This is a genomic window from Actinoplanes teichomyceticus ATCC 31121 (assembly GCF_003711105.1).
GTDB lineage: Bacteria > Actinomycetota > Actinomycetes > Mycobacteriales > Micromonosporaceae > Actinoplanes > Actinoplanes teichomyceticus.
Genome location: NZ_CP023865.1, coordinates 646148 through 667252, shown reverse-complemented (window position 1 = coordinate 667252; position 21105 = coordinate 646148). Strand labels below are relative to the sequence as shown.

The window sequence follows — 21105 nt, the reverse complement described above, 5'->3', positions numbered from 1 at the left end:
GCTACCGGACATCCCAGACCGGCTCCGGCACCTCGACCACCTCGTTGTCCGCTCTGAACAGCACGAAGCGGTCGAAGGACCGGGTGAACCAGCGGTCGTGGGTGACCGCGATCACCGTGCCGTCGAACGCCTTCAGCCCCTCCTCCAGCGCCTCCGCCGACGCCAGGTCCAGGTTGTCGGTCGGCTCGTCGAGCAGCAGCAGCGTCGCGCCGGACAGCTCCAGCAGCAGCACCAGGAAACGCGCCTGCTGACCCCCGGAGAGGGTGCCGAACCGCTGGTCGCCCTGGGCCGCCAGCTCGTACCGGTTGAGCGCTTTCATGGCGCCGGCCCGGTCCATCCCGGCGCGGTGCTCGTCGCCCCGCCAGAGGATCTCGACCAGCGTCTTGTCGACCAGCTCCGGCCGGTCGTGGGTCTGCGAGAAGTGCCCGGGCCGGACCCGCGCGCCGAGCCGGGCCACACCGTCGTGCGCGACGTACGCGAGCGGCGCCCCGTCGACCGGCTTGTGCTCCAGGTCGGGTTCGCTGCCACCGGCCGCGAGCAGGCGCAGGAAGTGCGACTTGCCGGTACCGTTCGCACCGAGCACCGCCACCCGGTCGCCGTACCAGATCTCCAGGTCGAACGGGAACGTCAGGTTCTCCAGCTCCAGCTGCTCACAGATCACCGCCCGCTTGCCGGTACGCCCGCCGCGCAGGTTCATCCGGACCGCCTGCTCCTTGGGCGGCAGCGGCGGCGGACCGGCCTCCTCGAACTTGCGCAGCCGGGTCTGCGCGGCCTGGTAGCGCGAGGCCAGCCCGTCGTTGTACGCCGCCTTGTTCTTCAGCGTGAAGACCAGCTCGCGCAGCTTCTCGTGCTCCTCGTCCCAGCGCCGGCGCAGCTCCTCCATCCGCTCGTGCCGGTTGCTGCGGGCCTCGTGCCAGGAGGCGAAGCCGCCCGGATGGGTCCACGCGCCGCCGCCCTCCACCGCGACGACCCGGTCGGCGGTCTGCGCCAGCAGCTCCCGGTCGTGCGAGATGAACAGCACCGACTTGGCCGACTCGCGGATCCGCTGCTCCAGCCAGCGCTTGGCGGGCACGTCGAGGAAGTTGTCCGGCTCGTCCAGCAGCAGCACCTCGTCCCCGCCGCGCAGCAGCAGGTCCAGGGCGAAGCGTTTCTGCTCCCCGCCGGAGAGGGTGCGCACCACGCGCTGTTTGACGTCCTCCCACGGCTTGCCGAGGATCGCCACGGCGACCGTGTCGAACAGCACCTCGGCGTCGTATCCGCCGACCTCGCCCCAGGTGGCCAGCGCGTTGGCGTACGCGAGCTGGCTCTTCTCGGTCTCGTCCAGGGCGGCCACGGCGTCCCGCAGGGTGCGGCCGGCCGCCCGCAGCGCCGGGGCGACCAGGGACAGCGCCAGGTCCTCCAGCGTACGGTCGTCACCGATCATGCCGATGAACTGGCGCATCACGCCGAGCCCACCGGAGCGGGCGACGGTCCCGCTCTGTGTCGGGATGTCCCCGGCGACCATCCGCAGCAGGGTGGTCTTGCCCGCCCCGTTCGGCCCGACGAGCGCGACCTTGGCGCCCTCGCCGACCCGGAACGACACGTCGGAGAACAGCTCCCGGCCATCCGGCAGCACGAACCCGACGCCGGCGACATCCACGTAACCCATGCCCGGCATCCTGCCGGGTCGGCGGCTCAGACGGCAGCCGGTTTTCCGGTCACCCGCAGCACCCGGAAGCCCTTCTGGCTGGCCGTCCGTTCGACCTGCCAGCCGCGACCGGTCAGCCAGGTGTGCAGGGAGTCACCACCGAGGTTCCGGTTGATCACCAGCCAGGCGACGCCGCCCGGGGCGAGGCGGGGCAGCCAGCGGTCCATCAGCGCGTGCAGTTCGGTCTTGCCGACGTGGGTCGGCGGGTTGCTCCAGATCTGGGCGAACCGGACGTCGTCCGGCACGTCGTCCGGCGCGCTCACCCGGACCCGGGCGGCCAGGCCCAGGGTGGCGACGTTTTCGCTGGTCAGCGCCCGGGCGCGGGAGTTGACGTCGACCGCGTGGACGGTGGCGCGGGGCGCCTCGGTGGCCAGCACGCAGGTGATCGGGCCGTACCCGCAGCCGAGGTCGAGCAGGGCGCCCCCGGTGTCCGGACCGGGCAGCTCGGCCTTGCGCAGCAGCACCGCGGTGCCCGGGTCCAGGCGGCCGGCGGAGAACACCCCGGAGGCGACGGCCAGCCGGTAGTCCCGGCCGGCCACGCTGAACTCGATCTCTGCCCGGCGCATCGGCGCGTCCGGGTCGGTGCTGAAGTAATGCTCGGCGGTCACCCGTTCAGTCTCCCGCGTCACGACGGCGCGGCGCCGGCCGGGTGCCGGACACGCTGTGCGTTCATAGATCGACGTCCGCTCCTACGTTGTCACCCATGCGGTACGCCACCCCGAACCGCTCCGCCCACCGCGCCACCCCGGCACTCGACCTGACGTCCCTGGTCCGGCAGCTGACCCGGCCGGTCACCGGCGAGCACCGGCCGAGCCCGCGGGCCCGGCCGCGCACCCGGCGGCACGCGTGGCGTGAGCCGTACCCGACGCTGCACCTGCTGACCCGCGGCCTGGCCGGGCTGATCGTGCTGGGCAACTGCCTGACCCTGGGCTTCCTGGTCCGGGCCGGCGAGCGGCACGATCCGGCCGCCGCGGACCGGGGCATCAGGTCGCGGGCCGCCGACCCGGATCCGCTCACCGTCACGGAGACCTTCCCGGCCGGCGCCGCCGGCTACCGGGTGGCGAAGGCGGTGGCCGAGACCGACTGCACGGTCGCGGTCACCGGCGGCCTGCGGTCCGCGCTTGCCGCGTACGGCTGCAGCCAGGCGGTCCGGGCCGCGCTCACCGTCCCCGGCGGCTACCAGGTGACCGCCGGGGTGCTCAACCTCGCCGACTCGCAGAGCGCCACCGCGGTCGCCGAGCAGATCCGCCACCTGGTGGAAACCGGGGACGGCGGCTTCACCGGCCTGACCGGCGCCCCACCGGCGCCGGGCACCCCGGTCGGCTGGCGCGCCCGGGGTCACTACCTGGTCTACTGCGTGATCGCCGGGCGCGACGGCCGGCCCGTCACCGGCCCGGACCCGCGGCCCGCCACGATCACCGGTCACCTGCTCGACACCTACCTGAGCGACCAGGTGCTGGGCCGCCGCGCCTAGTCGCGCCGGCGACGGGTGGCGTCGGCGCGGGCCGCGTACTCGGCGGCGTCCGGGTAACCGACCGCGACCAGCGTCAGCCCGTGCGCCGGGGCCACGGCCACCTCGCTGGAGCGTTCCCGCAGGGTGAGCAGCTTCGCCGGCCACTCCGGCTCCCGCCGGCCCTCGCCGACCGCGAGCATCGCCCCGACCAGGCTGCGCACCATGGCCTGGCAGAACGCGTCGGCCTGCACGGTGGCCACCAGCGTCCGGTCCGGTTCCCGGCGCCAGTCCAGCCGGTTGATCGCCCGGATCGTGGTGGCGTGCTCCTTGCGCTTGCAGAACGCGGCGAAGTCGTGCTCGCCGAGCAGCCCGCTCGCGGCGGCGTTGAGCCGGTCCTCATCGAGCGGGCGCAGCCAGCCCAGGGTGTCGTAGCGGCGCAGCGGCTCGGGGCCCCAGCCGTCGTCGCACACCCGGTACTCGTAGCGCCGGAAGGTGGCCGAGAAGCGGGCGTCGAAGGTGTCCGGCACCGGGGTGACGCTCCGCACCCGGGCGTCCGGCGGCATCAGCGCGCTCAGCCGGCGCGGCAGGGACCCGGACAGCTCCGCGTACCGCTCGGCCGGCAGGTCGATGTGGCACACCTGCCCGGTCGCGTGCACGCCGGCGTCGGTACGCCCGGCCACGGTCAGGCCCAGCGGCCACTCGGTGCCCGAGGCGCCCAGGATGCGGTGCAGGGCCTCGGTCAGGACCCCGGCGACGGTACGCCGGCCGGGCTGCGCGGCCCACCCGGAGAAGTCCGCGCCGTCATACGAGACGTCGAGTCGTAGGCGGATGGTTTCCGTCATCGCCGCAGCGCGCTCCTCGGCCCGGGCCACGACGCGCCGCGCGTGGCGGTGGCCACGGGGCGTGGCGCGAGCCTGCGGGCGGGAAGTCGTGGGTCGTACAGGAAAGGGGGTGGAAAAGGAGCGGCCCGGCACCCATCGGGATGCCGGGCCGGTCCAACAGCACTTACGCCTTGGCGGTGTCGTCGCCCTCGGCCTGGTCGCCCGGGCCCTCGGCGCCCTTGTCACCGGAGGCGCTGATCGGCGGCTCGGCGTCCTGGTCGGCGTCCGTGCTCGCCGGCGCGGTCTCCTCCGGAGCCAGGGCCTCGACCTTGTCCTGCTGCGCGGCGGCCTTGCGAGCGGCGGCCTTGGCGGCGGGAGCGGTGGTGGCCGCGACCGGAGCCTCCTCGACCAGCTCGATGATCGCCATCGGAGCGGCGTCGCCCTTGCGGGGACCGGTCTTGGTGATCCGGGTGTAGCCACCGGGGCGGCCGGTGTACCGCGGAGCGATCTGCTCGAACAGGGCGTACACGACGTCCTTGTCCTTCACGACGGTCAGCACCCGGCGACGGGCGTGCAGGTCGCCGCGCTTGGCCTTCGTGATGAGCTGCTCGGCCAGCGGGCGCAGCCGCTTGGCCTTCGTCTCGGTGGTCTTGATCTTCCCGTGCCGGAAGAGCTCGGTGGCCAGGTTGGCCATGATGAGCTTCTCGTGTGCCGGGCTGCCGCCGAGGCGGGCACCCTTGGTGGGCGTGGGCATTTCAGATGCTCCTCATCGGATTCTTACCGTGCAGTGCGGCAGGGCCGCCTCAGCAGCGCAGCGAAGTGGCGCAGCCGAGCTTAGAGCTGCTCGGTCTCGCGGTAGTCGTCGGTGTCGTAATCCACGTCGCCGAACGAGTCCACGACGTGCGCCGGGTCGAAGGACGGCGCGCTGTCCTTCAGGCCCAAGCCCATTCCGGCGAGCTTCATCTTGACCTCGTCGATCGACTTCTGGCCGAAGTTCCGGATGTCCAGAAGGTCGGCCTCGGTACGCCCTATCAACTCGCCCACGCTGTTGATGCCCTCGCGCTTGAGGCAGTTGTACGACCGGACGGTCAGGTCCAGCTCCTCGATCGGCAGGGCCAGGTCGGCAGCGAGCTGCGCGTCCTGCGGCGACGGGCCGATGTCGATGCCCTCGGCGGTCTCGTCCAGCTCCCGGCACAGGCCGAAGAGCTCGACCAGGGTGGAGCCGGCCGACGCCAGAGCGGTGCGCGGCGAGATCGACGCCTTCGACTCGACGTCGATGATCAGACGGTCGAAGTCGGTGCGCTGCTCGACACGGGTCGCCTCGACACGGTAGGTGACCTTGAGCACCGGCGAGTAGATCGAGTCGACCGGGATCCGGCCGATCTCCGCGCCCGCGCTCTTGTTCTGCGCCGCGGTGACGTAGCCACGGCCACGCTCCACGGTCAGCTCCATGTCGAGCCGGCCCTTGCTGTTCAGGGTCGCCAGCTTCAGATCGGGGTTGTGCACCGAGACACCGGCCGGCGGCTGGATGTCCCCGGCGGTCACGTCGCCCGGGCCCTGCTTGCGCAGGTACATGCTGACCGGCTCGTCGTGCTCGGAGCTGACGGTCAGTTCCTTGACGTTCATGACCAGCTCGACCACGTCCTCCTTGACACCGGGGATCGTGGTGAACTCGTGCAGCACGCCGTCGATCTTGATGCTGGTGACCGCCGCGCCCGGGATGGACGACAGCAGGGTCCGCCGCAGCGAATTGCCGAGGGTGTAGCCGAAGCCCGGCTCCAGAGGCTCGATGGTGAACCGGGAGCGGGTCTCGCTGAGCGACTCCTCCGAGAGGGTCGGCCGCTGGCTGATGAGCACGCTGTTCTTCTTTCTGTCGGGCCACCCGCTATTTGATGGCCGTCCGTTGCTTTCCGAGGTGCCGGCCGGACGACCGGCACCTCGGCAGAGCCACTACTTGGAGTAGAGCTCGACGATCAGCTGCTCCTGGACCTGCGTGTCGATGACGGCGCGGGCCGGGAGCGAGTGGATCAGGATCTTCATCTCGCTCGGGATGGGCTCGAGCCACGCCGGCACCGGCCGGGAACCGGCCTGGGCCTGCGCGACGACGAAGGGCGTGAGCTCCTTCGACTTCTCGCGGAGCGTGACGATGTCGTGCTCCTTCACCCGGTACGACGGGATGTCGACCTTGACGCCGTTGACCAGGAAGTGGCCGTGCTTGACCAGCTGCCGGGCGGCGTCGCGGGACGCGGCGTAGCCGGCCCGGTAGACGACGTTGTCCAGCCGCGACTCGAGGATCTGCAGCAGCACCTCACCGGTCTTGCCGGGCTTGGTGACAGCCTCCTCGTAGTAACCGCGGAACTGCTTCTCCAGCACGCCGTAGACGCGGCGGGCCTTCTGCTTCTCGCGGTGCTGGAGCAGGTACTCGGTCTCCTTGGTCCGGCCGCGGCCGTGCTGGCCGGGCGGGAAGGGACGCGACTCGAACGGGCACTTCGGCCCGTCGCACTTGCTGCCCTTGAGGAACAGCTTCATCTTCTCGCGGCGGCAGCGCTTGCAGTCCGCACCTGTGTAACGAGCCATTGCTTCTAGATCTCCCTCAGACCCGACGACGCTTCGGCGGACGGCACCCGTTGTGCGGCTGCGGGGTCACGTCGGAGATCTGACCGACCTCGAGACCCGCGGCCTGCAGCGAACGGATGGCGGTCTCCCGGCCGGAGCCGGGGCCCTTGACGAACACGTCGACCTTGCGCATGCCGTGCTCCATGGCCCGGCGCGCGGCGGCCTCGGCGGCCAGCTGGGCGGCGAACGGAGTCGACTTGCGGGAGCCCTTGAAGCCCACCTGGCCGGAGGAGGCCCAGGAGATGACCGCACCGGTCGGGTCGGTGATCGACACGATGGTGTTGTTGAAGGTGCTCTTGATGTGCGCCTGCCCGTGGGCGACGTTCTTGCGTTCCTTGCGCCGGACCTTCTTGACGGCGGCCCCAGCGCGTGCCTTCGGTGGCATAAGTCAGTGCGCTCCTATTACTTCCGACCGGGCTTCTTCTTACCGGCGACCGTCCGCTTCGGGCCCTTACGGGTACGAGCGTTGGTCCGGGTCCGCTGACCCCGGACGGGCAGACCCTTGCGGTGACGGATGCCGGCGTAGCAGCCGATCTCAACCTTGCGGCGGATGTCCGCAGCGACCTCGCGGCGCAGGTCGCCCTCAACCTTGAAGTTGGCCTCGATGTAGTCGCGGAGCTTGACCAGCTCCTCTTCCGTGAGGTCCTTGGCGCGCTTGTTCAGGTCGATCGCCGTAGCGGTCAATGCTTCGACGGACCGGGTACGCCCGATCCCGAAGATGTAGGTGAGCGCGATCTCCATCCGCTTCTCGCGGGGAAGATCGACGCCGACGAGACGTGCCATTTCTGGGCGTGCTCCTCAGATGTCTCTCGGAGGTCTTCGCCCCTCCCACCCCACCTGCCCGGGCGGGCCCCGGCCTCCGACCGGGGGTGCGGCCGTGCTTCACACGGCCGGGAGGAGCTTGTGCTGTGGTGCGGATCCTGCGCGGGTGATCAGCCCTGGCGCTGCTTGTGGCGCGGGTCAGAGCTGCAGATGACCATGACCCGGCCGTGCCGCCGGATGATCCGGCAGTTGTTGCAGATCCGCTTGACGCTCGGCTTGACCTTCACGGTTTGCCTTAACTCTCAGTCAGACGGGATGTGGAATCCCCGCGACCCGATTCAACCCTCTTCGATCTGACACCGGACCTGAACCGCGAGCCCTGGCCACATCGAGTGAAGATCACTTGTAGCGGTAGACGATGCGCCCACGGGTCAGGTCGTACGGCGAGAGCTCGACGACGACCCTGTCCTCGGGAAGGATGCGGATGTAGTGCTGGCGCATCTTCCCGGAGATGTGTGCCAGGACCTTGTGACCATTGGCGAGCTCGACGCGGAACATGGCGTTCGGCAGGGGCTCGATCACTCGGCCTTCGATCTCGATGGCTCCGTCTTTCTTAGGCATGTCCTCCGCTACCTGACATCGGGTTCTGGGGCAGGCTGTGCAACGTCGTACCCGAGCCGCTTGGGGGCTCGGACCAGCCGCGGCTCCACCGGTTCCTCGAAGCGCGTGAGGACACGAAGGAGTGGACGCTGCGCGCCAGCAAGCCAGTCTACGCGCCCGTACCAGGGACGCCAAACCGAGGGTTCCGTTACCCGGGGTCGGGCGTGTCACGCGCCGCTCAGCGGCCCCGGCGGCCCCGGTCGGCGACCGCTCCGATGCCGGTGACCACCACCGGGATGAGCACCCAGGCGGGCCAGAAGTAGTACGCGTGCCCCGTGGTGACGACGGTGATCGCCCAGACCAGCGTGCAGATCACGAAGGCGGCCACGGCGGACGTGAAGGTGTGCCGGCCGCCGCCGTGGCCGCCGGGCCGGCCGGGCGCCGGCACCGGCTGCGCCGCGTGCGGCTCGATCCGGGCGCGCTGCGGCGGGACGGCGCCGGGCAGATCGTCGAGCAGACCGTCCAGGTCGCCGTACGTCCGGGCGGCGTACGCCCGCTGGACCCGCTCGTCGTACTCGTTCAGATCGAGCCGGCCCTCGTCGAGGGCGAACTTCAACTGATCCGCCACCCGCTGACGGTCGCTGTCCCCGGCCCGCATCCCCTCGCGTCCCATGAGTCACAGCATGCCAGGCGCGCGCCATCCGGCCCAGCGCCGAGCTCTCACGGCTGGCGGGCGGTCACCAGATCGCCGAGGCGGGCCCGGCCGCCGTCCGGGGCGGTGGTCACCCACACGCCGTCGTCGAGCAGCGCCATGGTGTGCTCCACGTGCGCGGCGATCGACCCGTCCCGGGTCACCACGGTCCAGCCGTCGGAGAGCTCGAGCGTCCGCGGCGAGCCCATCGTGATCATCGGCTCGATGGCCAGCGCCATGCCCGCGACCACCCGTGGCCCGCGACCGGGCTTGCCGTGGTTGAGCACGTGCGGTTCCTGGTGCATCTCGGTGCCGATGCCGTGGCCGCCGTACCCGTCCACGATGCCGTACCGGCCGGCCTTGCGGATCGCCTTCTCGATGTTGAAGGAGATGTCGGTCAGCCGCCCGCGGCCGTTCGCCACGCCCCGGGCCGCCGCGGCGATCCCGGCCCACATCGCGTCCTCGGCGACCTGGGCCATCGTCAGCAGCGCCGGATCGGTGGCGCCGACGCCGACGGTGATCGCCGAATCGCCGTGCCAGCCGTCCAGGATCGCGCCGCAGTCCAGCGAGATCAGGTCACCCTCGGCGAGCACCTGCTCGGCGCTCGGGATGCCGTGCACCACCTGCTCGTTGACCGAGGCACAGATCGAGGCCGGGAAGCCGTGGTAGCCCTTGAACGACGGGACGGCCCCGGCGTCGCGGATCACCTTCTCGGCGATGGCGTCCAGATCGGCGGTGGAGACGCCGGGGGCGACGGCCTCGCGCATCGCCTCCAGCGCGGCGTGCACGACCAGGCCGGCCGCACGCATCTTCTCGATCTGCTCCGGCGTCTTCAGCTGGATGTCCAGCTCCTGACGACCCATCTCAGCCCCCGTACGACCGCAGGGCGTCGATCGCGCGCACCGTGACGTCCTCGACCGGTCCGGTCGCGTCGATGCCGACCAGCTTGCCCTGGGCGCCGTAGTAGTCGACCAGCGGCGCGGTCTTGTCCGCGTACTCCACCAGGCGGTTGGCGATGGTCTCGGCCTTGTCGTCGTCCCGCTGGAACAACTCCGACCCGCACCGGTCGCAGAGGTTCTCCTTGCTCGTCGGGTCGAACTCGACGTGCCAGATCTTGCCGCAGCCACGGCAGGTCCGGCGGCCGGAGAGCCGCCGGATCACCTCGTCGTCGTCGACCACGAGCTCCATCACCAGGTCCAGCGCGGTGCCGAGGTCGGCCAGCAGCTTGTCCAGCGCGGAGGCCTGCGGCACCGTACGCGGGAACCCGTCCAGCAGGAAACCGTCTCCGGCGTCCGGCTCGGCGAGCCGGTCCCGGACCATGTTGATCGTCACCTCGTCCGGCACCAGCTGACCGGCGTCCATGTACCGCTTCGCCTCGACCCCGAGCGGGGTCCCCTGCGACACGTTGGCACGGAAGATGTCTCCGGTCGAGATCTTCGGTACGGCGAGATGGGCGGCGATGAACTCAGCCTGGGTCCCCTTGCCGGCCCCCGGAGGGCCCACCAGTACCAGCCGCACCTACATCGCCTCGCTTCGGTCAGGAGAAGCCACGCCTACCGCCGACGCCAGAGCCCCCCGGCCCCGCGTCCCCACTACCGGAGGAACCCTTCGTAGTTCCGCTGCATGAGCTGGCTCTCGATCTGCTTCACCGTCTCCAGACCCACACCCACCATGATCAGCACGGCGGTGCCGCCGAACGGGAAGTTCTGGTACTGCTGCTGGTCCAGCCAGATGAAGAAGAAGTTCGGCAGGACCGAGATCAGACCCAGGTACAACGCGCCCGGCAGGGTGATCCGGCTGAGGATGAAGTCCAGGTAGTCGGCGGTGGGCTTGCCCGGGCGGATACCCGGAACGAAACCACCGTACTTCTTCATGTTCTCCGCGACCTCAGTCGGGTTGAACGTGATGGAGACGTAGAAGTACGTGAAGAAGATGATCAGCAGGAAGTACACGCTGATGTAGAGCCAGCTGGTCGGGTCGGCGAGCCAGTTCTGGATCCAGATCTGGTAGCCCTTCAGGTTGTTCTTGTCGAAGAACTGCAGGTACAGCTGCGGCAGGTAGAGCAGCGACGAGGCGAAGATGACCGGGACGACACCCGCCTGGTTCACCTTCAGCGGGATGTAGGTGGAGGTGCCGCCGTACATCCGCCGGCCGATCATGCGCTTCGCGTACTGCACCGGGATGCGCCGCTGGGCCTGCTCGATGAAGACCACCAGGCCGATGATCACCAGCACCAGCGCGATCACCAGGAGGAACTTGGCGGTGCCGGCGGTCTGCTTGATCGTCCAGCCCTCGCCGGGAAGACGCGCCGCGATCGAGGTGAAGATCAGAACGGACATGCCGTTGCCGACGCCGCGGTCGGTGACCAGCTCGCCGAGCCACATGACCACGCCGGTGCCGGCGGTCATCGTCATCACCAGGACGGTGAGGGTCAGCCACATCGGGACGCCGGTGCCCTCGGGGATGATCTGGTACGACGGGTTGTCCTGGTCGCAGAGCCCGCCGAAGAGCTGGCCGGTGCGCGCCAGGGCGACGAACGCCGAGGACTGCAGGACGGCGAGGCCGAGGGTCAGGTACCGGGTGTACTGGGTGATCTTCGCCTGGCCGGACTGACCCTCCTTGCGGAGCTGCTCCAGCCGCGGGATCACCACGGTGAGCAGCTGCAGGATGATCGACGCCGTGATGTACGGCATGATGCCGAGCGCGAAGATCGACAGCTGCAGCAGAGCGCCGCCGGAGAACAGGTTCAGCAGATTCAGAACCTGGTTGCCCGACTGCTCGGTGAGCTTGAGGCAGGCCTGCACGTTGGTGTACGAGACGCCCGGGCTGGGCAGCGTGGCGCCGAGCCGGTAGAGCGCGATGATCGCCACCGTGAACAACAACTTCTTGCGCAGGTCAGGCGTCCGCAACGCACTCGAAAAGGCGGAGAGCAACTTCTTCCTCCTGCGCGAGGTAACCGCCTGGACTGGCGGATGGGGGGAAGGCATCGGTCCGGATGACCGATATCCCTAGCTGGGAACGGACTCTAACAGTCTTGGGCCGCCGTGGTCAGCCACGGTAGCCGTCAGTACGGCAATGCGTCACAACCAATCACAGAAGTGCTGGTCAGACGCCACAAGGGGATGCTCGCCGAACATGCGTCCGGACGAGCACCCCCGCAAGCCTCACAGCTCGGTGGTGGAACCACCAGCGGCTGCGATCTTCTCCTTGGCCGACTCGCTGAACGCGTGCGCCGACACCGTCAGCGCCACGCCGCCCAGCTCACCCGAGCCCAGCACCTTGACCGGCTGGCCCTTGCGGACCGCGCCGGCCTGCACCAGCTCGGACGGGCCGACCTCGCCGCCGTTCGGGAACAGCTCGGCGAGCCGGTCCAGGTTGACGACCTGGAAGACGACCTTGTTGCGCGGCCGGTTCTTCAGGCCCTTCATCTTCGGCAGGCGCATGTGGATGGGCATCTGCCCACCCTCGAACGCCGCCGAGACGTTCTTGCGGGCTCCGGTGCCCTTGGTACCGCGACCGGCGGTCTTGCCCTTGGAGCCCTCACCACGACCCACACGGGTCTTCTCGGTCTTGGCTCCGGGCGCCGGGCGCAGGTGGTGGACCTTGATCGCCATTTACTCGACCTCCTCGACAGTGACGAGGTGGTTCACCGCGAAGATCATGCCCCGGATCTCGGGACGGTCCTCCTTGACCACCACATCGTTGATCCGCTTCAGGCCGAGCGACCGCAGGGAGTCCCGCTGGTTCTGCTTACGGCCGATCTCGGACCGGATCTGGGTGACCTTCAAGCGCGCCATCAGTGCACCGCCGCTTCCGCACGCGCCGCCAGCATGGCCGCCGGCGCCACGTCCTCGACCGGCAGGCTGCGGCGAGCCGCGACCTTCTCCGGGGACTCGAGGCCCTTCAGCGCGGCCACCGTCGCGTGCACGATGTTGATCGGGTTCGACGAGCCGAGGCTCTTGGACAGGATGTCGTGGATGCCCGCGCACTCCAGCACGGCACGCACCGGGCCACCGGCGATGACGCCGGTACCGGCGGACGCCGGCTTGAGCAGGACGACACCCGCGGCAGCCTCACCCGTGATCGGGTGCGGGATGGTCGCACCGATCCGCGGGACCTTGAAGAAGTGCTTCTTGGCCTCCTCGACGCCCTTGGCGATCGCCGCGGGCACCTCCTTGGCCTTTCCGTAACCGACACCCACGGTGCCGTCACCGTCGCCGACGATCACCAGGGCGGTGAAGCTGAAGCGACGACCACCCTTCACGACCTTGGCGACCCGGTTGATCGCGACGACCCGCTCCAGGTGCGGGGTCTTCTCGACGGGCGCGTTGCCGCGGCCGCCCTCGCGACGGTTGTCCCGGCGGCCGCCACCCTCGGTGTTACCGCCGGACCCGCCGCCACGGCGCTGCTGACCAGGCATTGGTCAATTCCTCCTAGAACTCGAGTCCGGCTTCGCGAGCGGCATCGGCGAGAGCGGCGATCCGCCCCGCGTACTTGTTGCCACCGCGGTCGAAGACGACCTTGGAAATACCCGCGGCCTTGGCCCGCTCGGCGAGGAGCGTACCGACCTTGCCGGCCTGCGCGCTCTTGTCGCCCTCGGTGCCCCGGATCGAGGTGTCGAGGGTCGAGGCGGAAGCCAGGGTGTGGCCCTTGAGGTCGTCGATGATCTGCGCGGTGATGTGCCGCGTGGACCGGGTGACGACCAGGCGCGGACGCTCGGCCGTGCCGCGCACGTTCTTGCGGACCCGGAAGTGCCGACGCGCCTTGCCAACGGCACGCCGGGCGGCGACACCGCCGCCATTGCGGCGCTTGAGCAGCGTGGCGGTCACTTCTTACCTGCCTTTCCAGCCTTGCGGCGGATGACCTCACCCTGGTACTTGACACCCTTGCCCTTGTAGGGCTCCGGCGGGCGGATCTTCCGGATGTTGGCGGCGACCTCGCCGACCAGCTGCTTGTCGATACCCGACACGGTGAACTGGGTGGGCTTCTCCACCGAGAAGGTGATGCCCGCCGGCGGCACGATGTTCACCGGGTGCGAGAAACCGAGAGCGAACTCCAGGTCCTTGCCCTTGGCGGTGACACGGTAACCGGTCCCGTTGATCTCGAGGACCTTCTTGTAGCCCTCGGTCACGCCGACGATCATGTTGGCGATCAGGGTACGAGACAGGCCGTGCAGTTCCTTGGCCTTGCGCTCGTCGTTGGGGCGGTTGACGACCAGCTCGCCGCCCTCCTGCGCCACCGTGATCGGCTCGGCCACGATGTGCGAGAGCTCGCCCTTGGGGCCCTTGACCTTGACGGTCTGCCCCGTGATGGTGACGTCGACGCCGGCCGGGACCGGGATCGACTTACGTCCGATTCGCGACATGTCAAAGTCTCCAGTTACCAGACGAAGGCGAGGACTTCCCCGCCAACGCTCCGCTTGCGGGCCTGCTTGTCGGTCAGCAGTCCCTGGGACGTCGAAATGATCGCGACACCGAGGCCACCGAGAACGCGGGGCAGCTCGTCGGACTTGGCGTAAACCCGCAGGCCGGGCTTCGAGACGCGCTTGATGCCGGCGAGGCTGCGCTCACGGTTCTGGCCGTACTTGAGCTCAACGACCAGACGCTTGCCGACCGCGCCCTCCTCGGGCTCCTCAGCCGACCACGACGCGATGTAACCCTCGGACTTGAGGACCTCGGCGATGTTCGCCTTGATCTTCGAGTACGGCATGGTCACCTTGTCGTGGTACGCCTGGTTGGCGTTACGCAGACGCGTCAGCATGTCTGCGATCGGGTCCGTCATCGTCATGGGTATTCGTCAACCTTTCTCGCCGGGGTTCCCGGGTGGTCCCCAGGCCTACGGCGAAGCGGTATTTCAGATCCTGCCCTTTGTTCCGCTCTAGGGTGGCGGATGGGGCGGTTGGATGGGGTTACCAGGAGGCCTTGGACACGCCGGGAAGCTCACCGCGGTGAGCCATGTCCCGCACGCAAACCCGGCAGAGGCCGAACTTGCGGTAGACCGAGTGCGGACGTCCGCACCTCTGGCAGCGGGTGTAGGCGCGCACAGCGAACTTCGGCTTCGCGGCAGCCTTCAGGATCAGCGCCTTCTTCGCCATGCTCAGTTCTCCTTGAACGGGAAGCCCAGGAGCTTCAGCAGCGCCCGGCCCTCGTCGTCGGTCGTGGCGGTGGTGACCACCGTGATGTCCATGCCCCGCGGCCGATCGATCTTGTCCTGATCGATCTCGTGGAACACCGACTGCTCGGTCAGGCCGAAGGTGTAGTTGCCGTGGCCATCCAGCTTGCGGCCGTCGAGACCGCGGAAGTCACGGATACGCGGCAGCGAGATGGACAGCAGACGGTCCAGGAACTCCCACATCCGGTCGCCACGGAGGGTGACCTTGGCGCCGATCGGCATGCCCTCACGGAGCTTGAACTGCGCGATCGACTTGGTCGCCCGGCGGACCAGCGGCTTCTGACCGGTGATGGTGGTCAGGTCGCGGACCGCGCCGTCGATGAGCTTGGCGTCCCGGGCAGCCTCGCCGACACCCATGTTCACGACGACCTTGACCAGGCCGGGGATCCGCATGGGGTTGCCGTACTTGAACTGCTCCTGCAGCGCCGGCACCACCTCGGTGCGGTACTTGCCCTTGAGACGGGGCAGCGTCTTGCTCTCAGTGGCGGCAGTCATCAGAGTTCCTTACCGGTCGTACGCGCGATACGGACCTTGTTGCCGTTCTCGTCGATCCGGTAACCGATCCGAGTCGGCTTGCCCTGGTCGTCCAGCACCTGCACGTTCGAGATGTGGATCGGGGCTTCCTGGGTGACGATGCCACCGGTCTTCGAACCACGCTGGGTGGTACGGATACGTTCGTGCTTCTTGACGCGGTTGACGCCCTCGACCAGGACCTTGTCCTGCCGCGGGAAGGCCGCGATGACCTTGCCCTTGGCACCCTTGTCCTTGCCGGCGATGACGACGACCGTGTCGCCCTTCTTGATCTTCACGGTCAGAGCACCTCCGGCGCCAGGCTGATGATCTTCATGAACCGCTTGTCGCGCAGCTCACGGCCGACCGGGCCGAAGATGCGGGTACCGCGGGGGTCCCCACCGTCCTTGATGATGACGGCGGCGTTCTCGTCGAACCGGATGTACGAGCCGTCCGGACGACGCTTCTCCTTGGCGGTGCGGACGACGACCGCCTTGACGACGTCACCCTTCTTCACACCGGCACCCGGAATGGCGTCCTTGACCGTGGCCACGATGACGTCGCCGATGCTCGCGTAACGGCGACCGGAGCCACCGAGTACGCGGATGCACAGGATCTCCCGGGCACCCGTGTTGTCGGCGACGCGCAGTCGCGACTCCTGCTGGATCACGTCTGTCTCCTATGTCTGCCAGTTCTCCGGTGACCTACCGAAGCTTGGCGGAACGATGGTCCGCTGGGCCGGCCGCAGCCGGCCCAGCGTACTCACTTGGCCTTTTCGAGGATCTCCACGAGCCGCCACCGCTTGGTGGCGGAGAGCGGACGAGTCTCCATGATCGAAACCCGGTCGCCGATGCCGGCCGAGTTCTGCTCGTCGTGCACCTTCAGCTTGCGGGTACGGCGGATGACCTTGCCGTACAGCGCGTGCTTGACCCGGTCCTCGACCTCGACGACGACGGTCTTGTCCATCTTGTCGCTGACCACGAGCCCCTCACGCACCTTGCGCTGGGCACGCGGAGCGGTGGTGGTGTTGTCACTCATGCCGTCACCTCATCCGGCGCGACCGAGAGCCCCAGCTCGCGCTCACGCATGATCGTGTAGATCTTCGCGATGTCCTTGCGGACGACCTGCAGTCGACGGTGATTGTCGAGCTGGCCGGTCGCGCGCTGCACGCGAAGGTTGAACAGCTCCGCCTTGGCCTCCCGCAGCTTCGCGATCAGCTCCTCGTCGGAGAGTTCGCGCAGCTCGGCTGCCTTAACGCCCGCTGCCATCAGCTTTCACCCACTTCGCGCGTCACGATGCGGCACTTCATCGGGAGCTTGTGGATCGCGCGGCGCATCGCCTCACGCGCGACCGTCTCGTTCGGGAAGGACATCTCGAAGAGAATGCGGCCCGGCTTGACGTTCGCCACCCACCACTCGGGAGAACCCTTACCGGAACCCATCCGGGTCTCCGCCGGCTTCTTGGTCAGCGCCTGGTCCGGGAAGATCGAGATCCAGACCTTACCGCCACGCTTGATGTGACGGGTCATCGCGATACGCGCCGACTCGATCTGCCGGTTCGTCACGTACGCGGGCTCCAGAGCCTGGATACCGAACTCACCGAAGACGACCCGGTTGCCGCCCTTGGACGCGCCACTGCGGTCCGGGTGGTGCGGCTTGCGGAAGCCCTTCGGGGGCTTACGCGGCATCAGCATGTGTCAGCCCTCCTGCTGCGTCTCGGCCGGAGCCGGAGCCGCGGCGACCGCGGCGTCGTTGAGGTTCTCGCCGGCGGGGGTGTCGCCACCCCGCGCCTGGGCGGCAGCCCGGCCGGCCTCGGTACCGCCCGCGGTGGTGCCGGACGAGCCGGACCGACCACGACGCGGACGCTCGGGACGGTCGGACCGGTCCCGGCGCGGACGCGCGGGCGCCTCGGTGACGACCTCGCGACCCGGAACGGCGTCGCCCTTGTAGATCCAGACCTTCACGCCGATCCGGCCGAACGTGGTACGGGCCTCGAAGAAGCCGTACTCGATGTTGGCCCGCAGCGTGTGCAGCGGAACGCGACCCTCACGGTAGAACTCGGTGCGGCTCATCTCCGCGCCGCCGAGACGGCCGGAGACCTGCACCCGGATGCCCTTGCAGATCGGGTTCTTCATCGCCGACTGCATGGCCTTGCGCATCGCCCGACGGAAGCTGACCCGGGAGGACAGCTGCTCGGCGACGCCCTGCGCCACCAGCTGAGCGTCCGACTCCGGGCTCTTCACCTCGAGGATGTTGAGCTGGACCTGCTTGCCGGTGAGCTTCTCCAGCTCGCCGCGGATCCGGTCGGCCTCCGCGCCCTTACGGCCGATGACGATGCCCGGCCGGGCGGTGTGGATGTCGACCCGAACCCGGTCGCGGGTCCGCTCGATGTCCACCTTGGAGATGCCGGCGCGCTCCAGGCCCTTGGACATCATCCGGCGGATCTTGACATCCTCGCCGATGTAGTCCTTGTAGAGCTTGTCCGCGAACCAGCGGCTCTTCCAGTCGGTGGAGATGCCGAGGCGGAACCCGGTGGGGTGAACCTTCTGACCCATTACTCGGCACCCTCCGTGCTCTGGGACTCGGCGGCAGCCGGCTCAGCGGCCTTGGTGGCCTTCTTCGCCGCGGCCTTCTTCGCCGGGCGGGCCGTCTGGACCGCCTCGACCGCGATGGTGATGTGACACGTGCGCTTGCGGATCCGGTACGCCCGGCCCTGCGCCCGCGGACGGAACCGCTTGAGCGTGGGACCCTCGTCGACGAACGCCTCGCTCACGAGGAGGGCGTCGGGGTCGAGCCGCTCGTTGTTCTCCGCGTTCGCAACGGCGCTGGCAAGCACCTTGTAGACCTGCTCGCTGGCGGCCTGCGGCGCGAACTGCAGGACGGTCAGCGCCTCCTTCGCGGGCAGACCGCGGACGAGGTTGACCACCCGGCGCGCCTTGTTCGGCGAGATGCGCACGTGCCGCGCAACCGCCCGCGCGCCCGGAAGCACCGGAGCGTCGCCCTTTGCTGGCATCGCTGTAGCTCCTTGATCCTCTAATCCGTGTATCTGCTTAGCGACGACGGCTCTTGCGGTCGTCCTTCTCGTGACCCTTGAACGTACGGGTCAGAGCGAACTCGCCGAGCTTGTGCCCGACCATCGCCTCGGTGACGAACACCGGGACGTGCTTGCGCCCGTCGTGGACCGCGATGGTGTGACCGAGCATCTCGGGGATGATCGTCGAGCGCCGCGACCAGGTCTTGATGACGTTCTTCGAGTTCTTCTCGTTCTGGACTTCCACCTTCTTGATCAGGTGGTCGTCGACGAACGGGCCCTTCTTCAGGCTGCGAGGCATCTTCTACTCCCGTTACCCGCGCTTGCGGGTGGCGTAGCGGCGGCGAACGATCAGCTTGTCGCTCGGCTGGCCCTTGCGACGGGTACGGCCCTCGGGCTTACCCGCCGGGTTCACCGGGTGGCGACCACCGGAGGTCTTACCCTCACCACCACCATGCGGGTGGTCGACAGGGTTCATGGCGACACCACGGACGGTCGGGCGCTTGCCCTTCCACCGCATACGACCAGCCTTGCCCCAGTTGATGTTCGACTGTTCGGCGTTGCCGATCTCGCCGACGGTGGCGCGGCAGCGCACGTCGACGCGACGGATCTCGCCGGAGGGCATACGCAGCGTGGCGTACACGCCCTCACGGCCGAGCAGCTGGATGCCGACGCCGGCCGAGCGGGCCAGCTTGGCGCCACCGCCGGGACGAAGCTCCACGTTGTGGACCGTCGTACCGACCGGGATGTTGCGCAGGGGCAGGTTGTTCCCCGGCTTGATGTCCGCGCCCACGCCGGACTCGACGCGGTCGCCCTGCTTCAGGTCCTTCGGCGCCACGATGTAGCGCTTCTCGCCGTCGGCGTAGTGCAGCAGCGCGATGCGGGCGGTGCGGTTCGGGTCGTACTCGATGTGCGCGACCTTGGCCGGCACGCCGTCCTTGTCGTTCCGCTTGAAGTCGATCAGCCGGTACTGCCGCTTGTGGCCACCGCCCTGGTGCCGCGTGGTGATGCGGCCGTGGACGTTGCGACCACCCTTCTTGGGCAGCGGGACCAGCAGAGACTTCTCCGGGGTGGACCGGGTGATCTCGGCGAAGTCGGCGACGCTCGAGCCGCGGCGGCCCGGCGTGGTCGGCTTGTACTTACGGATAGCCATGATTCGTAAACCCCTTAGCTGACCGGGCCGCCGAAGGCCTCGATACGGTCACCGTCAGCCAGCTTCACCATCGCGCGCTTGGTGGCCTTGCGCTGACCGAAGCCGGTCCGGGTGCGCTTGCGCTTGCCCTCACGGTTCGCGGTGTTCACCGTCAGCACGCGGACGTTGAAGATCTGCTGGATCGCGATCTTGATCTGGGTCTTGTTCGCGTCCGGGTGGACGAGGAACGTGTACCAGTTCTGGTCGAGAACGCTGTAGCTCTTCTCGGAGACCACCGGGGCGACGATGATGTCGCGCGGGTCGGCGATCGTGCTCACTTGTCGCCCTCCTCGGACTTCTCGGACCCGCCCAGGAACTCGTCGAGCGCGACCCTGGTGAAGACGACCTCGTCGGCAACCAGCACGTCGTAGGTGTTCAGCTGGCCGGCCTCGATGAGGTGCACGGTGGGCTCGTTGCGCAGCGACACCCAGTTCAGCTCGTCCTGGCTGTCCAGCACGACGAGAACCTTGGTGGTCTGCGCGACCTTCCGCAGCGTGGCGACGGCGGCCTTGGTCGACGGCTTCTCGCCGGAGACGAAGGACTCGACCACGAACACGCGGCCGTCGCGGGCCCGGTCGGAGAGGGCGCCACGCAGCGCGGCGGCCTTCATCTTCTTCGGGGTCCGCTGGGTGTAGTCACGCGGCACCGGGCCGTGCACGACGCCACCACCGGTGAACTGCGGCGCGCGGATCGAGCCCTGGCGGGCGCGACCGGTGCCCTTCTGCTTGTACGGCTTCTTGCCGCCGCCGGCGACCTCGCCCCGGCTCTTCGCCTTGGCGGTACCCTGCCGGGCCGCGGCCAGCTGCGCCACCACGACCTGGTGCATCAGCGGGATGTTCGCCTGCACGTCGAAGACGTTCGCCGGCAGCTCGACCGAGCCCGCCTTGGCGCCCTCAGCGTTGATCACGTCAACCGAGCTCACTTGGCACCGCCCTTCTTGGCTGCGGTACGGACCAGGATCAGCGCGCCCTTGGGGCCGGGCACCGCGCCCTTGACCAGGATCAGGTTGCGCTCGGTGTCCACCGCCTGGATGACCAGGTTCTGCACGGTGAACCGCCGGCTGCCCATGCGACCGGCCATCCGGGTGCCCTTGAAGACACGGGCCGGGGTGGCGCAGGCGCCGATCGAGCCCGGCGAGCGGTGCTTGCGCTCGACACCGTGGCTCGCGCGCAGACCGTGGAAGCCGTGCCGCTTCATGACACCGGCGTAGCCCTTGCCCTTGGTCTTGCCGGTGACGTCGACCGGCGTGCCCGCCGCGAACGCCTCGACGGTGACCTCCTGGCCGAGCTCGTACTCACCGGCGTCGGTGGTGCGCAGCTCCACGAGGTGCCGGCGCGGCGAGACACCGGCCTTGGAGTAGTGGCCGCTCTTCGGCTTGCTGACCTTGCGGGGGTCAATCGCGCCGAACGCCAGCTGGACCGCGGAGTAGCCGTCCTTCTCGTCAGTGCGGACCTGGGTCACGACGCACGGGCCGGCCTGCACCACGGTTACCGGGACGACCTTGTTGTTGTCCCAGACCTGGGTCATGCCGAGCTTGGCGCCCAGGATCCCCTTCACTTGCCTGTCCATTTG

The 21105-nt window shown here is 68.9% G+C and carries 35 protein-coding genes; 1 reads left to right on the top strand and 34 read right to left on the bottom strand.

The window, feature by feature from the left end; genetic code table 11:
* Position 1 precedes the first annotated feature (1 nt).
* Positions 2–1648, bottom strand: a complete 1647-nt coding sequence (locus ACTEI_RS03145; RefSeq protein ID WP_122976251.1) for an ABC-F family ATP-binding cassette domain-containing protein — start codon at positions 1646–1648, stop codon at positions 2–4.
* Between the two features lie 26 nt (positions 1649–1674).
* Positions 1675–2295 carry a class I SAM-dependent methyltransferase gene (locus tag ACTEI_RS03140; protein ID WP_122976250.1) on the bottom strand — a complete coding sequence of 207 codons (621 nt, stop codon included), beginning with the start codon at positions 2293–2295 and terminating at the stop codon, positions 1675–1677.
* 95 nt (positions 2296–2390) lie between these two features.
* Between ACTEI_RS03140 and ACTEI_RS03135 the strand changes: the two genes are divergently transcribed.
* Positions 2391–3161 (top strand): hypothetical protein, encoded by a 771-nt coding sequence (locus ACTEI_RS03135; RefSeq protein ID WP_122976249.1) that lies wholly within the window; start codon positions 2391–2393, stop codon positions 3159–3161.
* Here the strand turns inward: ACTEI_RS03135 and truA are convergent.
* From truA to rplC, 32 genes are all read right to left on the bottom strand, one after another.
* Complete coding sequence (gene truA / locus ACTEI_RS03130; RefSeq protein WP_122976248.1) at positions 3158–3982, bottom strand: tRNA pseudouridine(38-40) synthase TruA; 825 nt, start codon at positions 3980–3982, stop codon at positions 3158–3160. The genes ACTEI_RS03135 and truA overlap by 4 nt on opposite strands.
* A gap of 163 nt (positions 3983–4145) precedes the next feature.
* Positions 4146–4715: a 50S ribosomal protein L17 gene (gene rplQ / locus ACTEI_RS03125; RefSeq protein ID WP_122976247.1), complete on the bottom strand. Its 570-nt coding sequence runs from the start codon at positions 4713–4715 to the stop codon at positions 4146–4148.
* Between the two features lie 80 nt (positions 4716–4795).
* The gene (locus tag ACTEI_RS03120) at positions 4796–5818 is read right to left on the bottom strand and encodes a DNA-directed RNA polymerase subunit alpha (protein WP_014440749.1); all 1023 of its coding nucleotides are present in this window, start codon (positions 5816–5818) and stop codon (positions 4796–4798) included.
* Between the two features lie 93 nt (positions 5819–5911).
* Positions 5912–6538, bottom strand: a complete 627-nt coding sequence (gene rpsD, locus ACTEI_RS03115; protein WP_122976246.1) for a 30S ribosomal protein S4 — start codon at positions 6536–6538, stop codon at positions 5912–5914.
* A gap of 16 nt (positions 6539–6554) precedes the next feature.
* Positions 6555–6962, bottom strand: coding sequence for a 30S ribosomal protein S11 (rpsK, locus tag ACTEI_RS03110; protein WP_014440747.1), 408 nt, complete (start codon positions 6960–6962; stop codon positions 6555–6557).
* Positions 6963–6979: 17 nt separating this feature from the next.
* Positions 6980–7360 carry a 30S ribosomal protein S13 gene (gene rpsM / locus ACTEI_RS03105; RefSeq protein WP_122976245.1) on the bottom strand — a complete coding sequence of 127 codons (381 nt, stop codon included), beginning with the start codon at positions 7358–7360 and terminating at the stop codon, positions 6980–6982.
* 149 nt (positions 7361–7509) lie between these two features.
* The gene (gene rpmJ, locus ACTEI_RS03100; RefSeq protein ID WP_109801286.1) at positions 7510–7626 is read right to left on the bottom strand and encodes a 50S ribosomal protein L36; all 117 of its coding nucleotides are present in this window, start codon (positions 7624–7626) and stop codon (positions 7510–7512) included.
* A gap of 112 nt (positions 7627–7738) precedes the next feature.
* Positions 7739–7960 (bottom strand): translation initiation factor IF-1, encoded by a 222-nt coding sequence (infA, locus tag ACTEI_RS03095; RefSeq protein WP_007073013.1) that lies wholly within the window; start codon positions 7958–7960, stop codon positions 7739–7741.
* A gap of 217 nt (positions 7961–8177) precedes the next feature.
* The gene (locus ACTEI_RS03090; protein WP_239082278.1) at positions 8178–8612 is read right to left on the bottom strand and encodes a DUF1707 SHOCT-like domain-containing protein; all 435 of its coding nucleotides are present in this window, start codon (positions 8610–8612) and stop codon (positions 8178–8180) included.
* Between the two features lie 47 nt (positions 8613–8659).
* Complete coding sequence (gene map / locus ACTEI_RS03085; RefSeq protein ID WP_122976244.1) at positions 8660–9493, bottom strand: type I methionyl aminopeptidase; 834 nt, start codon at positions 9491–9493, stop codon at positions 8660–8662.
* Between the two features lies 1 nt (position 9494).
* Positions 9495–10148: an adenylate kinase gene (locus ACTEI_RS03080; RefSeq protein ID WP_122976243.1), complete on the bottom strand. Its 654-nt coding sequence runs from the start codon at positions 10146–10148 to the stop codon at positions 9495–9497.
* A gap of 74 nt (positions 10149–10222) precedes the next feature.
* Positions 10223–11563 (bottom strand): preprotein translocase subunit SecY, encoded by a 1341-nt coding sequence (secY, locus tag ACTEI_RS03075; RefSeq protein WP_122976242.1) that lies wholly within the window; start codon positions 11561–11563, stop codon positions 10223–10225.
* Positions 11564–11794: 231 nt separating this feature from the next.
* Positions 11795–12244 (bottom strand): 50S ribosomal protein L15, encoded by a 450-nt coding sequence (gene rplO, locus ACTEI_RS03070; protein ID WP_122976241.1) that lies wholly within the window; start codon positions 12242–12244, stop codon positions 11795–11797.
* Positions 12245–12427: a 50S ribosomal protein L30 gene (gene rpmD / locus ACTEI_RS03065; RefSeq protein ID WP_014687772.1), complete on the bottom strand. Its 183-nt coding sequence runs from the start codon at positions 12425–12427 to the stop codon at positions 12245–12247.
* Positions 12427–13050, bottom strand: coding sequence for a 30S ribosomal protein S5 (gene rpsE, locus ACTEI_RS03060; RefSeq protein WP_122976240.1), 624 nt, complete (start codon positions 13048–13050; stop codon positions 12427–12429). Before rpsE ends, rpmD begins: the two co-directional genes overlap by 1 nt.
* A 13-nt stretch (positions 13051–13063) precedes the next feature.
* The gene (rplR, locus tag ACTEI_RS03055) at positions 13064–13459 is read right to left on the bottom strand and encodes a 50S ribosomal protein L18 (protein ID WP_122976239.1); all 396 of its coding nucleotides are present in this window, start codon (positions 13457–13459) and stop codon (positions 13064–13066) included.
* Entirely contained in the window at positions 13456–13995 is a 540-nt protein-coding gene (rplF, locus tag ACTEI_RS03050) for a 50S ribosomal protein L6 (protein WP_122976238.1), read from the bottom strand. Before rplF ends, rplR begins: the two co-directional genes overlap by 4 nt.
* 14 nt (positions 13996–14009) lie before the next feature.
* Positions 14010–14417, bottom strand: a complete 408-nt coding sequence (gene rpsH, locus ACTEI_RS03045; RefSeq protein ID WP_122976237.1) for a 30S ribosomal protein S8 — start codon at positions 14415–14417, stop codon at positions 14010–14012.
* Between the two features lie 121 nt (positions 14418–14538).
* Entirely contained in the window at positions 14539–14724 is a 186-nt protein-coding gene (locus ACTEI_RS03040; protein WP_122976236.1) for a type Z 30S ribosomal protein S14, read from the bottom strand.
* A 2-nt stretch (positions 14725–14726) separates the two neighbouring features.
* Positions 14727–15296, bottom strand: a complete 570-nt coding sequence (gene rplE / locus ACTEI_RS03035) for a 50S ribosomal protein L5 (RefSeq protein WP_122976235.1) — start codon at positions 15294–15296, stop codon at positions 14727–14729.
* Complete coding sequence (gene rplX, locus ACTEI_RS03030) at positions 15296–15616, bottom strand: 50S ribosomal protein L24 (RefSeq protein WP_122976234.1); 321 nt, start codon at positions 15614–15616, stop codon at positions 15296–15298. Before rplX ends, rplE begins: the two co-directional genes overlap by 1 nt.
* A complete protein-coding gene (gene rplN / locus ACTEI_RS03025; RefSeq protein WP_007073026.1) occupies positions 15613–15981 on the bottom strand; it encodes a 50S ribosomal protein L14 in 369 nt (122 codons plus the stop codon). Before rplN ends, rplX begins: the two co-directional genes overlap by 4 nt.
* Positions 15982–16073: 92 nt before the next feature.
* The gene (gene rpsQ / locus ACTEI_RS03020; RefSeq protein WP_122976233.1) at positions 16074–16349 is read right to left on the bottom strand and encodes a 30S ribosomal protein S17; all 276 of its coding nucleotides are present in this window, start codon (positions 16347–16349) and stop codon (positions 16074–16076) included.
* Complete coding sequence (gene rpmC / locus ACTEI_RS03015; protein WP_122976232.1) at positions 16346–16579, bottom strand: 50S ribosomal protein L29; 234 nt, start codon at positions 16577–16579, stop codon at positions 16346–16348. Before rpmC ends, rpsQ begins: the two co-directional genes overlap by 4 nt.
* On the bottom strand, positions 16579–17004 hold the full coding sequence (rplP, locus tag ACTEI_RS03010; RefSeq protein WP_014440729.1) for a 50S ribosomal protein L16: 426 nt from the start codon (positions 17002–17004) through the stop codon (positions 16579–16581). Before rplP ends, rpmC begins: the two co-directional genes overlap by 1 nt.
* A 3-nt stretch (positions 17005–17007) precedes the next feature.
* Complete coding sequence (rpsC, locus tag ACTEI_RS03005; RefSeq protein ID WP_122976231.1) at positions 17008–17865, bottom strand: 30S ribosomal protein S3; 858 nt, start codon at positions 17863–17865, stop codon at positions 17008–17010.
* A complete protein-coding gene (rplV, locus tag ACTEI_RS03000; RefSeq protein ID WP_122976230.1) occupies positions 17865–18323 on the bottom strand; it encodes a 50S ribosomal protein L22 in 459 nt (152 codons plus the stop codon). The genes rpsC and rplV overlap by 1 nt, the downstream gene beginning before the upstream one ends.
* A 37-nt stretch (positions 18324–18360) precedes the next feature.
* A complete protein-coding gene (gene rpsS / locus ACTEI_RS02995) occupies positions 18361–18642 on the bottom strand; it encodes a 30S ribosomal protein S19 (RefSeq protein ID WP_122976229.1) in 282 nt (93 codons plus the stop codon).
* A gap of 12 nt (positions 18643–18654) precedes the next feature.
* Positions 18655–19494 (bottom strand): 50S ribosomal protein L2, encoded by an 840-nt coding sequence (rplB, locus tag ACTEI_RS02990; protein ID WP_122976228.1) that lies wholly within the window; start codon positions 19492–19494, stop codon positions 18655–18657.
* A gap of 14 nt (positions 19495–19508) precedes the next feature.
* Positions 19509–19811, bottom strand: coding sequence for a 50S ribosomal protein L23 (gene rplW / locus ACTEI_RS02985; protein WP_122976227.1), 303 nt, complete (start codon positions 19809–19811; stop codon positions 19509–19511).
* Positions 19808–20455: a 50S ribosomal protein L4 gene (gene rplD / locus ACTEI_RS02980; RefSeq protein WP_122976226.1), complete on the bottom strand. Its 648-nt coding sequence runs from the start codon at positions 20453–20455 to the stop codon at positions 19808–19810. The genes rplW and rplD overlap by 4 nt, the downstream gene beginning before the upstream one ends.
* Positions 20452–21102: a 50S ribosomal protein L3 gene (rplC, locus tag ACTEI_RS02975; RefSeq protein WP_122976225.1), complete on the bottom strand. Its 651-nt coding sequence runs from the start codon at positions 21100–21102 to the stop codon at positions 20452–20454. Before rplC ends, rplD begins: the two co-directional genes overlap by 4 nt.
* Between the last annotated feature and the right edge of the window lie 3 nt (positions 21103–21105).